The sequence below is a fragment of the Paenibacillus polysaccharolyticus genome (assembly GCF_023714295.1).
GTDB classification, from domain to species: Bacteria; Bacillota; Bacilli; order Paenibacillales; family Paenibacillaceae; genus Paenibacillus; species Paenibacillus polysaccharolyticus_A.
Genome location: NZ_JAMAUN010000005.1, coordinates 157,089 through 169,201 on the forward strand (window position 1 = coordinate 157,089; position 12,113 = coordinate 169,201).

At 47.1% G+C, this 12,113-nt stretch carries 10 protein-coding genes; 5 read left to right on the forward strand and 5 right to left on the reverse strand.

The window, feature by feature from the left end:
• Positions 1–150 precede the first annotated feature (150 nt).
• Genes M3629_RS14960 through M3629_RS14975 form a run of 4 tightly spaced genes read right to left on the reverse strand, consistent with a single transcriptional unit; the run spans position 151 to position 3,050 of the window.
• Positions 151–819: a DUF2642 domain-containing protein gene (locus tag M3629_RS14960; RefSeq protein ID WP_251507782.1), complete on the reverse strand. Its 669-nt coding sequence runs from the start codon at positions 817–819 to the stop codon at positions 151–153.
• A 13-nt stretch (positions 820–832) separates the two neighbouring features.
• Positions 833–2,194, reverse strand: a complete 1,362-nt coding sequence (locus M3629_RS14965; RefSeq protein ID WP_090917646.1) for an arsenic transporter — start codon at positions 2,192–2,194, stop codon at positions 833–835.
• Positions 2,195–2,332 carry a hypothetical protein gene (locus M3629_RS14970; protein ID WP_167375667.1) on the reverse strand — a complete coding sequence of 46 codons (138 nt, stop codon included), beginning with the start codon at positions 2,330–2,332 and terminating at the stop codon, positions 2,195–2,197.
• Between the two features lie 52 nt (positions 2,333–2,384).
• Positions 2,385–3,050 carry a hypothetical protein gene (locus M3629_RS14975; protein ID WP_251507784.1) on the reverse strand — a complete coding sequence of 222 codons (666 nt, stop codon included), beginning with the start codon at positions 3,048–3,050 and terminating at the stop codon, positions 2,385–2,387.
• Between the two features lie 347 nt (positions 3,051–3,397).
• Between M3629_RS14975 and M3629_RS14980 the strand changes: the two genes are divergently transcribed.
• The 4 genes from M3629_RS14980 (at position 3,398) to M3629_RS14995 (ending at position 9,060) form a co-directional block, all read left to right on the forward strand.
• Entirely contained in the window at positions 3,398–4,456 is a 1,059-nt protein-coding gene (locus M3629_RS14980; protein WP_251507786.1) for a CotH kinase family protein, read from the forward strand.
• 396 nt (positions 4,457–4,852) lie between these two features.
• Positions 4,853–6,661: an ABC transporter ATP-binding protein gene (locus M3629_RS14985; protein ID WP_435368230.1), complete on the forward strand. Its 1,809-nt coding sequence runs from the start codon at positions 4,853–4,855 to the stop codon at positions 6,659–6,661.
• Positions 6,642–8,483 (forward strand): ABC transporter ATP-binding protein, encoded by a 1,842-nt coding sequence (locus M3629_RS14990; protein ID WP_251507791.1) that lies wholly within the window; start codon positions 6,642–6,644, stop codon positions 8,481–8,483. Before M3629_RS14985 ends, M3629_RS14990 begins: the two co-directional genes overlap by 20 nt.
• A gap of 262 nt (positions 8,484–8,745) precedes the next feature.
• Complete coding sequence (locus M3629_RS14995) at positions 8,746–9,060, forward strand: hypothetical protein (RefSeq protein ID WP_251507793.1); 315 nt, start codon at positions 8,746–8,748, stop codon at positions 9,058–9,060.
• A 133-nt stretch (positions 9,061–9,193) separates the two neighbouring features.
• Here M3629_RS14995 and M3629_RS15000 read toward each other — a convergent pair whose 3' ends face one another.
• A complete protein-coding gene (locus M3629_RS15000; RefSeq protein WP_251507795.1) occupies positions 9,194–10,816 on the reverse strand; it encodes a bifunctional metallophosphatase/5'-nucleotidase in 1,623 nt (540 codons plus the stop codon).
• A gap of 276 nt (positions 10,817–11,092) precedes the next feature.
• On the opposite strand from M3629_RS15000, the gene M3629_RS15005 reads away from it, so the two are divergent.
• The gene (locus M3629_RS15005; RefSeq protein ID WP_251507797.1) at positions 11,093–12,079 is read left to right on the forward strand and encodes a phosphate/phosphite/phosphonate ABC transporter substrate-binding protein; all 987 of its coding nucleotides are present in this window, start codon (positions 11,093–11,095) and stop codon (positions 12,077–12,079) included.
• The last annotated feature ends 34 nt before the right edge of the window (positions 12,080–12,113 follow it).

Genomic DNA, 12,113 nt, shown 5'->3' on the forward strand with positions numbered 1-12,113 from the left:
CTAGATTTACGGGGTTATCGCCATCTATGCACTGTAATGGGCATGGTTTCAAATCAGAGTAAGTTAAGGCTCGGAAAAATAAATGAAACAGGGATATACCGGGTCGTCGTGCGAACCTTGGAATATCCCTGTTTGCGTTCTATTTAACCATTAAGGTAAATGAAGCGTTTGAACATGGCTGGTGTGCATGAACCTCGTGGAACCTTCAGCATCAATGACTTCAAGCAACTTGTCGTTGATACTTTTGAGTAGTCCTGTCTGTTCAGGTTTGTAACCCAGATTTAGGATGACGAGTTCTCCGGCCATTTTTTGCAGCTGTTGATCGAGTGTGCGAGATAGCGAGATGGATGATGGCTGTATGGGGAAATGTTGATGTTCCATCGCAAATGGCCTGCTATTGGCGGGAGAAGGAATCATATATTTGAGATGATGGATGGAAACATAGACCGAATGATGCAACGGAGAATAGAAGATAAAATAATCGTTCATGATGCTGGTAACATAACCGTGTAGCGTACGCCCACCAATGGAAATTTCACTAAATCTCCCGCGAGCATTCATTAGTACTTTTCGATAAGAGATGTTGTCATGGTCCATTTCGGGATCAGGTGAAGGTACGTCCATGCTAGTAGAAGTTGCCTCTGATTTCGTAAAATGCATCGTTTGAATATGATGAAGCGGCACATAAATGTAGCGATGATTACCATAGACAACGATGATATCTTCTCCTGCATCAATGACCTCGCCCTGAATAGGCAACTTGCAGCCGGATAATTCAAACTCTATCGTTTTACCTAACCACGTCGTTGCAGATTTCACAGTATACCTCCTCTCAATACAGCATAGCCACCCAGATATATAAGGAAAATAGGCTGATAATTAAACTGATGGGTATCACAATGAAGGTTACTTTCATATACTGTTTCCATGAGACCCGAATATGGTGGGTCCGTAATATATACATCCAGATTAGGGTGGCAAGCGTGCCTATGGGTGTTAATAATGCTCCGATGTCACTGCCTAGTATATTAGCGAGATATGCTAGATGAAGTTGAGTATCGCTCAAATGAAGGTCTGTAACAGCGAATGTTCCAATCATGACCGAGGGCAAGTTGTTGAATAAATTAGACAGCACCGTTAGCAATAACCCGGATACAGCAATCAGACTGGCATTGCCTCTTTCGGCAATCGGGCCTGTGAATTCGGTAATCCATGTTGTCATCCCGGCTCGGTGAAGACTGTCCACAATAATATAAATGCTGAAGGCAAAGAGAAGAATATGCCATGGCGTCTGTGTGACGACATCTTTCAGTCCTGATCGTGTACGATACCACCGTACAGCAAGCATCAGAACCACACCGGTAATGGCGACGATTTCCATGTGTATACCGATCTGCTCAGCCAGAAAGTATCCTGCCCGGATGAACACAACAATCCCGATACAAACACGGAACAACCACCAGTCTACATTCGTTTTGGAGTTATCCGATTCGGATTCTGTGGTCTGCAGTGGATGATAGCCTGATCCAGATGAACTTTGCATGGATACGGGGAACTGATGAATAACTTTGGGTATGCTTCTGCGAAAATAATAGAGTAACAGCAAAGTCATAGCGATAATTCCGAGCATGGATGGTACAAACATCATCTGAGTATAGGTGTTCAGGTTTAATCCGACCATTTTCAAGGCGATCAGGTTAGCGAGATTACTGAGTCCGATCGGAGCGCTGGAAGCTGTAGCGATGAGTGCACCAGAGATGAGGTAGGGCAACTGCTGATGAATTTTGAGACGTAACATAGAACAGATTCGAATGATGATGGGGGTAGTGATCAGAATGCTACCGTCGTTGTTGAAGAAGATGGTCATGAGAAAACAAAGCAATAGAATCAGCCAGAACAATCGGAAGCCGGAACCTCGTGCCTTTTCAATCATGTTCACAGCGATCCAGCGAAAGAAGCCGATGCTATCCAGAATAATGGACATGACAATGGTGGAAAGAATCGTAATCGCTGCGCCAGATACAATTTCGAAAATACCCAGGATGTGCCCCAAACTGCTTACACCGGTCAGGATAAGAAGCAGCGCGCCAAGCGAAGTGGGGATCGATTCATTTAATCCGCCAGGCCGCCACATCAGGAAAATGACAGTGATGATAAATACCCCGAAGGTTAACCACAACTGGTAATCAGGCATTTACTGTGATTCACCTCCCAGGGGGAGAAGTCCTTGTGAAGACTGTTTCAGATGTTCATGAGTCGAAGTGGGCCTTCCTGGCATAACGATCCAATACAAAGGCACACCTGTCAAGACGATTGCGATAAAGATCAGCATGATCATTCCCCCCTTTAAACTGGTAGTAGCTGGGCTTCTTGTTGTTTACAAATTACCGTCTGCCTCCGGACTTATTTCCGCGAGATTGATTTCCCCGTGATTTGTTACCACCCGATTTATTCCCGTGAGACTGATTGCCACGCGACTTGTTGTTGCCCGATTTATTTCCCTGTGATTTGTTACCGCACGCTTGGTTGCCTGCACTGCGATTCCCTTGGGAACGATTGCCGCCAGACTGCGTATTTTGTGTTTTGTTTCCTTGGCTTGTGTTTTTACCGTTGTTATTGCTATTGTTGTTGCTGCTTCCGCGAACCAGAGAAACGGACTTCACATGCTGTAAAGGAATACGGATGATCTCCTGATTTTTCATCGTCAGAATTAATTGATTCTGGTTGGCATCGGCCAGAATGCCTTCCACTTTTTCCGGGCCTCCACGGTTGATCTGTACAGGACGGAAGCGAAGTGCCTGCATAACGCCAAGGAATGTGTTCGCCGGAATCGGATTCCCCATAGGTCCTCTGGCTCCGCCGGAACGACCTGTGTCAGTAATACTTTTGACATGAGCATCATTCACATACACCATACCTTCTTTGCAGCTCACAGCCATGTAGTCCCAGCGTACATCCATTAATGTGCCTTGGATTGAATCGGGTCCACCACGATTAATCTTGACTTCCCTTCCAACCAAACCTCTCATTCCCTGACCATTCATAGACATTGTATTTTGCCCCTTCCCAGATATAAGTTCAGATAGGCCGCTGACGGTTGTTCGTTGATGTTTGTTGAATCCCTGCCACTCGTCATTGGAGTCTGTCTGTAGTTTAATCATATGTGTACCTAGCATCTCAGGAACCAGCAGACAACCATTTGTATAGCAAATTGGCAGTAATCTATGAGAAAAATGGTAATTTATAGATTGGTGTGATATGTTTTCAGCAAATTTACATTGTGACTTCGCGGATGGTTCCACAAATGGGCTGTGCATTCGCCCTTACGGTCTGCTGTGCTTGTGCATAGGATGATGTAATAGCCTACGGGCTTAACTCACAGGTGACCGAAAGGCGGATGGAAATGACTCTACCTGTCTACCACATCCATGTGTCGACGAATGAATACCAGCGATTAACATCGAACATATGGTCAGAAACGTTTGTGAACGGCACGATGCAGATGGACGGCAAGCAGCTTCCCATTCGAATTCGGTACCGGGGTGGGCATACACGCGCTTATGAGAAAAAATCATTCGAGATTCGCACGGCAAGCCGTACGTTCCATTTCAATGCGGAATATGATGACCCTTCACTGTTACGGAACGCACTTTCATTTCAGTTCTTTGAGTCCATTCGAGTTCCGGCACCTGCTACGCGCCACTGTGTGCTGTATCTCAATGATCAACTCGCAGGGGTGTATGTAAGAATTGAAGGCGTGAAATCTTCTTATTTTCGCCAGCGAAGAATGCCTGTCCGGAGTATTTTCTATGCCGTCAACGACAATGCCAATTTTGCATTATCAACCGGATCAACTCATTCAGAAAACAGCCAGTTATCTGGATACAGCCTGATCCGCGGCAATACAGAGGACCGCCGAAGGCTACGCAGGTTTATTCAACAATTGAATATGAAGTCCAAGATGGATCTGTTTCGTTTTTTACAATCGCGTGTGGATATTGACAACTATTTACGATGGTTGAGCGGGGCTGTGCTGACAGGCAACTTCGACGGCTTCCATCAGAACTATACATGGTACGAAAAAGTGAAAAGTGGAAAATACGGTATCCTACCTTGGGATTACGAAGGGACTTGGGGGAGAAATTGTTACGGCGCCAAGGTCAATCCGAATCTGGTTCGCATTCAGGGGTACAATAAACTTACGGGGCGATTGCTCGCATTCCGCACGTTCCGTGAGCAGTACAAGAAGCTGATGAAACAACATCTGGAGGGTACCTTTACGGAGAAAAGAATCATGCCGCTAGTATATCGATTACACGATGGAATCCGGGAAGATGTAGGGAACGACCCTTATATGAAGTGGCCCATGAATGTTTTTCTGAATGAACCGGAGAAGATTCGCACGTATGTGAGAGAGCGCCGTGATTACGTGGGCACCGCGTTAAAACAGCTGTAAAAGAATGCCCAGGCAACGGGCGACGCTGCCTCGGGTATTTTTTAATAAGTTATATTTCGAAAGCATACGCTTCACCAGATTTTTCCATTGAAAAAGGGAATCCAAAAAATCTGGGGATAAGCTGCCTTCAAGGTTATTCTGTCATCGGAGTGGACTGTGTAAATTCTTCAGTTCAACTTATATAGCATGTTTTTGAGCAGTCGATTGCAGGTTAAAATTTGAGGTTAATACTAAGAATGAGAAGAACATAACGGTGTACAGATGGAAAATGCGATATAATAGTCGTATTGGTTACGTGAAATTTTACATAGCTTTATAAGGAAGAGAATAACGGAGCTGATGGTGTGATTGTAATGCAGTATCGCCAGTAACGTGCTCCGGGCCGGAGGAATGGGAATGCTCAAGCTGTTCGTTCACTTGAAAAAGTACCGGGTCGCCGCCATTGCAGCGTTAGTTATGATGCTGATTGAATTAACGGTGGAGCTGGCTCAGCCTTATCTGATCTCCAAAATCATTGATAATGGCATCCAGCAGGGAGACCTGGCCGTCGTATGGATGTGGGGTGGCGTGCTTGTTGTCAGTGCGGTTATCGCATTTGCCGCCGGGATTGCAAGTTCTTTTTTTGCCTCGCATGCGAGTCTTGGATTCGGGTATGATCTGCGAGAGAAATTGTATGACAAGATGCAAACGTTTTCCTATGCCGTGTTCAACCGTTTTGCGACATCATCGCTAATCACCCGGTTAACCGGGGATGTGACCCAGGTGCAGGATACCATCTTTATGAGTCTTCGCTTCATGACCCGTGTTCCGCTTGTAGTGATCGGAAGCATGATTATGGCAGTGGTGGTCAGTCCGAGGCTAGGATTGTTGCTTGTTGTTATGGTGCCGGTGTTGCTTGTTGTTGTCATCTGGATGATTAAAAAGGCAGCGCTGCTGTTCCGTAATGTGCAGCGCAGACTGGATGCCGTGAACGGTGTCATCCAGGAGAATCTGACAGGCATCCGGCTGATCCGTGTTTTTGTACGGATGGGCCACGAGATTGAACGCTTTGCCAGCTTCAGCGGCAAGCTGATGAAAGGCACGATCTCCGCGCTTCGCCTGACGGAGACCACGATGCCATTCATGCTGCTGATGATGAACGGTTGTATTATCGCCGTACTTTGGTTTGGTCGGAGGGACATCGTATCAGGTTCGGCAACCGTTGGTGAAGTCGTTGCGGTGATTAACTATCTATTACGTACGATTGGAGCGATGTCGGCGCTTTCCTGGATTTTGGTTACATTTTCACGGGCGAGTGCTTCAGCACAGCGTCTGAATGAAGTGTTTGAAACCGAGGATACGTCAGAGACGGAGCGTACGGGTCAGCGGGAACAGGCCGGACACACGGATGCCCAAAGTTCGTTGAACCCAATGCATAGCTCTGGTTCCATACAGCAGGAGCAGCGTACCGTACAAGGTGAAGTTGAGTTCCGCGCAGTGGGTTTCAGTTATCCCAATAGCGAGATTAAAGTGCTGGAAGATATTACATTCTCTGCAAAAGCAGGTGAGCGGATTGCGATTATGGGAGCTACCGGATCAGGAAAATCCTCGCTGGTGCAACTCATTCCACGTTTGTATACGGAAGAACAAGGTAAGGTGCGCATTGATGCTACAGATGCATCCGAGCTGGATCTTCCGACCCTTCGTAAAGCCATTGGTTATGTTCCTCAGGAAGTCGTACTGTTCACGGGTTCCGTGCGTGAAAACATTGCCTGGGGACGAGAAGATGCCACGATGGAAGAGATTATGGAAGCGGCAAAGCGGGCTCAGATTCATGAGACCATCGAGCAGTTGCCGAACGGATATGATACGTTGCTCGGTCAGAGGGGGTTTAACCTTTCGGGTGGACAAAAGCAGCGCCTCTCCATTGCGAGAGCTTTGGTACGCCGTCCAAGCATTCTTATTCTGGATGACAGCACAAGTGCACTCGATGTAGCGACTGAAGGCAGACTTCTAGATGCACTTGAAGACCTCTCCTGTACGACGTTTCTTATTACGCAAAAGATCAGTTCAACCACTTCGGCCGATCTGATTCTGCTCCTGGATGATGGACGATTGATTGGACAGGGAAAACACGAAGACTTGATGGAGTCGTCGGAGTTATACCGCCGAATTCATGAATCACAATATGGGGAGGGCGCACAGTATGTTCAAAGCATTCATTGAGCCTTTCCGTCAGCCACGGCCTGTTCTGGATTCCGAGTCACTCCGTTCAGGAGGCCAGCGTAAGCCGAAAGTGAGAGCCAAAAACTGGTCAGGCACACTTGGTCGGATCTGGAGCTACCTCTCACGTCGCAAAATAAAGCTTTCGCTAGTGCTGCTGATGGTATTTGCCAGCTCTGGGCTGGCTCTACTTGGGCCCTATATGGTCGGTGTAGCAGTAGACCAATTTATCGCTGGAGAGGTGACCAGTTCAAGTTGGACCTGGTTTCTACTTGGACTGGTAGCGGTGTATGTGCTCTTTTCACTCACATCCTGGCTCCAGAATATTTGGATGATTGAAATTGCGCAGGAGACCGTATTCCGTATGCGTTATGATCTGTTTGCTCATCTGCATAAGCTGCCGATTCCGTTCTTTGGGAAGCGCCAGCAAGGTGAGATTATGAGCCGGGTCACCAACGATATCGAGAACGTCAGCAGTACGCTGAACAGCTCAGCGATTCAGATTTTTTCGAGTGTGTTAACGCTAATCGGCACATTGGGTGTGATGTTGTGGCTCAGCCCGTTGCTTACGTTACTCACATTTATTGTTGTACCTCTAATGGCTCTGGGGATGCGCTGGATAACGCGCAGAACGGGTCCGCTTTTCAAAGAGAGACAGCGCAATCTGGGTGAACTCAACGGTTATATTGAGGAAACGTTATCCGGACAGCGGATCATCAAGGCCTTTTCGCAGGAAGAACGGGTCATTCGCGGCTTTGAGGAGCGTAATATGCGCATTCGTATTTCCGCATTCTGGGCACAGACGATTTCAGGTTTTATTCCCAAACTGATGAATGGACTCAACAACCTGAGCTTTGCAATCGTAGCGGGGATTGGCGGTATTTTGGCGATACAGGGTTCCGTTACGGTAGGGGTTATCATTATTTTTGTGGAGTATGCGCGTCAATTCACACGTCCGTTGAACGATCTGGCGAATCAGTGGAACACGCTGTTGTCTGCGATCGCGGGGGCAGAGCGGGTGTTCGAGGTGCTGGATGAGGATGAGGAATCCAAGGATGAAGGGGCTGCGATTTCCTTGGATAATATTCAGGGTAACGTTCGGTTCGATAAAGTGTCCTTTGGATATGATGAGGGTCGTGATATTCTGCGCGATATAAGTTTTGAAGCGAAGCCGGGCGAGATGATCGCGCTGGTCGGTCCAACAGGAGCAGGGAAAACGACACTGATTCAGCTCTTATCCCGCTTTTATGATCCGACAAGTGGAACGATTACGGTGGATGGGCACAAGGTGACAACCATTCGGCGGGAAAACCTGCGTTCGCACATGGCGTTTGTGTTGCAGGATTCATTTTTGTTCCAGGGAACGATTCGTGAAAATATCCGGTTCGGACGTCTGGATGCAACCGATGAAGAAGTGGAGATTGCCTCCAAGCTGGCGAATGCACATTCCTTTATAATGCGAATGAAGAACGGGTATGACCGGGTGCTTCAAGCGGACGGGAGCGGCATTAGCCAAGGACAAAAGCAATTGCTTGCCATTGCCCGGGCCATCCTGGCTGATCCGTCCATTCTGGTATTGGACGAGGCGACCAGCAGCATTGATACGGTGACCGAGATCAAAATTCAGGAGGGGCTGGAACGTCTCATGCATGGCCGCACCAGCTTTGTCATTGCCCACAGGCTGAATACGATTCGTCAAGCCGATCGGATTCTGGTACTTAAGGACGGGAAATTGCTGGAGCAGGGATCACATAACGAACTGCTGAAGCAGGGTGGATTTTATAGTGATCTGTATAACAGCCAACTGCGGAAGAAAGCACAATAGAGTGTAGGCTGGCATGAAGCAAGCAGGAGAGTGGGACTTAGGCTAGCGATGTAACAGCAGAAGGATTGGGGCCCGGAAGGGGGCTTCAATCCTTTTTTGATATGCTGGGCGAATGAATAGAGAACACCAACAGCTTGCTGTTTGAAAAGATGTATGTGGAGATATACGAAATTAATGAATGGTAAAATATACCATGACGTGATAGGGACAGGTGGATATACTGAAATGAGTTTGGTGTTCCCAAGGAGGTTGTCCATCTGTTTTGAAAAATCCAAAACTTGCACATCGGCTTATATTCTTCAATATTATTTATGGATTAACGCTTGTAGCCTATCCGTATGCACTGATGATTAGTTTGTTTTTTTATGGCTATCGGGAGTCTGGTGACCACCCATTATTAGATACGATCGCGGCAATCCTTATGGCAACGTATCCCATGGGTGTATTATTTTCCTTCGTATGCTGGGCGTTCTATCATTCGGGCAAAAGTAAATGGGCTACCGCAACTGCAAATTTGTTTCTGGTCTGGTTAGGGGCTTTTCTCATTGTACTGCTTCTCTCGGATTCATTGTTTTAATAGGGCAATGTAGATCCTACTACTGATTCCATAGTCTTCGTTCCATAAAAAGTAAAAAGGGCGAAACCGGATAAAGCCGGCTCCGTCCTTTTTCACGTACTCGTTTAATTCTCGTTTTCTCACAATCCAAACTTCAGTTGGTCACCTTCCAGTTATGCACTTCCCGAACTTGTAATGGCTGATTCCTGCGAATGAAGTCTTCCACCAGTGCGGCCATGTCCGTAGCGCCTTCGTGCAGCACCTTTTTGCCGGGATACATCGCATAATCTCCACCGCCTGCCGCGCGGTAACTGTTCATCACGACAGAGTATGTACTACCCATCTCCAGCGGTTTTCCATCACGTTCCAACTTCACCACACGGCTGCCTACAGGCTGTGAGATGTTCAGTCCGTATTCGATGCCAGCCCACATGTCGTAATTGTAGTGTTGAGGTTTGGGCTGCATATACGCCGGATTTACGATGACTTCCCCCGATATGTTCAGTTCGAAATAACGTGCAGTCTGCTCTAAAGCCTCCCGAATATCCTTTCCGCTGAGTTCAAGCACAGTTAGAGTGTTGGGATAAATAAAGTTTGATAACACATCCCGCACCGTAATTTGCTTGCCGAAACCACGAGCTTCTTCGCTAAGCATAGCCGTATTGGAAAGCTGGGCTCCGGTTGCTTCCATCTGAACCTGGTGTACAAAATCAATAAAAGGATGCGCCTGAAGCCGCAACTGTGTCGCGCTGGAGATCGATAAATCCCCGTCTCCGGCTACTTCGCCTATCGGCTGATCCAGCCATGTTTGTGCCGAAGCTTCCAGCTCATTAGTTAGCTTCATTACTGCAGGATCAGGCTTTAGGTTAGGGTAATCCTCAAGCAACAGCAACTCCGCTTTTTTCTCCGTTACCACCCATTTGCCCGTGTCCGGTGATTGCTGAAGTTGCACAGACACTTGACCGAGTCCACTGCCATTAAACCCTGGTTGAATTACAGTTACTCCATGGATTTCGCCGGTCAATTGGCGATGCTGATGACCCGTCAGTAGTACGTCAATGCCATCAATATCTCGGCAGATGGCATATGCCTGATTTTCCCCCGTTAAACGCTCGGCCGGTTCACCCGTCTCCAGATCACACTCGAATCCCCCATGATAACTGACCACCAGTACGTCGGGTTGTTCATGTTCCCGAATGTACTTCACCCAAGTACGAATCGTATCCATCGCATCCATGAAATGCAGCCCTTCAATATTTTTCGGATGCTCCCAGTTGGGGATGTAATGGGTGGTTGCACCGAGCAAGGCGATTTTTACACCACTAGAGAGTGTCCTGATCAGATACGGTTCGCCAAAAGCCGGAATACCTGCTCCTTGAGGGGCAAGCGGCAGTTCTGCAATATTGGCAGACAGCCAAGGAAAAGTGGAACCTTCCACTGCACCGCGTAACAATTCCTGACCATAGTTAAACTCATGATTACCCATGACCGCCGCATCGTATCCAAGCTCATTTAAGACGTGAACAAAAGGATGCGTCTGCGCTTTGGGTGCATGAGAAGCTGCATAAGAAGCCAGAGGGGAGCCTTGCAGCAAGTCTCCATTATCGATTAACAGTAATTCAGGCGAACGTTCACGTTCCTGCCGAATCAGGGAAGCCAGCAAAGCAAGACCGGCATGACGATATGCGTTGGTATTGTAATGGATCGGGCGAATTGCTCCGTGAAGGTCACTTGTGAACAAGATATCGAAGTTTGTCGTAGGGGGAATGCGTGTCATTTTACAATCTCCTCTAATATATAAGTTTAGATATATGGCATAAACCGTAGAAAGAAGCAGAAGAACTAGCCTGAATAACGGGTGTAAAGCCTTAATCCAAACGTAGTTTCTCCGAATTCATCGACCATAATGAGCCTATTTTAACAGAAGAATGTCACGTTGACAGCCTGCCAGGAAACTTTACAAAACTCCAAATTTCGTTTCACATCACGCAAATATTTGCCAATTATAGTAGACAAGTATTGAAAATAAGAAAAACTTTTGGAGGGTGTTCGATTGAAGAAGTCGGCTTTATTTTTACCATTGTTGATTTTGGTACTGTTCCTGAGTGCATGTGGGTCTAATGCTACATCCAATTCGTCAAACGGCGCTGAAGCCAATTCAAGCGCGTCCGGCACATCAACCGACACAGCAGAGAAAGACAAAACCGCTGAAGGTTATGTACCTACGGAACTGACAGTGCAATTCGTTCCTTCCCAGAATGCAGACACCCTTGAAGCAAAAGCAAAACCGCTGGAAAAACTGCTTGGCGACAAGCTGGGCATCCCGGTAAAAGTCAGCGTATCCACGGACTACAACACGATTATTGAAGCGATGGCTTCCAAAAAAGTAGATGTAGGTTTCCTGCCTCCGACAGCTTATGTACTTGCGAAAGAAAAAGGAGCAGCACAAGTTATTTTGCAAGCTCAACGTTTTGGTGTGAATGATGAGACGGGCGCTCCGACAGAGCAACTGGCCGATTCGTATAAATCGATGATTATTGTCAAAAAAGACTCCCCGATCCAATCGGTTGAGGATCTGAAAGGCAAGAAAATGGCTTACCAGAACGTAACGTCTTCCGCTGGTTATGTATGGCCTGCAGCCTTGTTGCTGGATCGCGGCATTGATCCGCTCAAAGATGTACAGCCTGTAACCGTTAAAGGCCATGACCAAGCTGTTCTTGCCGTATTGAACGGTGACGTAGATGCAGCAGCTATTTTCCAGGATGCCCGTAACACGGTTTCTAAAGACTACCCGAATGTGTTCAAAGATACACGTGTACTTGCTTTCACTGAGCCTATTCCTAACGATACGATCGCCGTTCGTACCGACATGAACGCAGATTGGACAGCGAAGATCAAACAAGCCTTCATCGATATCGGTAAAGATACAGAAGGCCACCAGATCATCAAAGAAATCTACACGCACGAAGGTTATGTGGAGTCCGATGACAGCAAGTTCGATATCGTTCGCCAGTATAACGAGAAAGTGAAAACCGAGTAGTTTTTCGTTCCAACAAGCCATTCGTGACTTTGCA

Excerpts from the sequence above, each read along its gene's own strand:
- M3629_RS14965 (WP_090917646.1), bottom strand. The coding sequence starts at position 2,194 with ATGCCTGATTACCAGTTGTGGTTAACCTTCGGGGTATTTATCATCACT.
- M3629_RS14970 (WP_167375667.1), bottom strand. The coding sequence starts at position 2,332 with ATGCTGATCTTTATCGCAATCGTCTTGACAGGTGTGCCTTTGTATTGG.
- M3629_RS14975 (WP_251507784.1), bottom strand. The coding sequence starts at position 3,050 with ATGTCTATGAATGGTCAGGGAATGAGAGGTTTGGTTGGAAGGGAAGTC.
- M3629_RS14980 (WP_251507786.1), top strand. The coding sequence starts at position 3,398 with ATGGAAATGACTCTACCTGTCTACCACATCCATGTGTCGACGAATGAA.
- M3629_RS14985 (WP_435368230.1), top strand. The coding sequence starts at position 4,853 with ATGCTCAAGCTGTTCGTTCACTTGAAAAAGTACCGGGTCGCCGCCATT.
- M3629_RS14990 (WP_251507791.1), top strand. The coding sequence starts at position 6,642 with ATGTTCAAAGCATTCATTGAGCCTTTCCGTCAGCCACGGCCTGTTCTG.
- M3629_RS15000 (WP_251507795.1), bottom strand. The coding sequence starts at position 10,816 with ATGACACGCATTCCCCCTACGACAAACTTCGATATCTTGTTCACAAGT.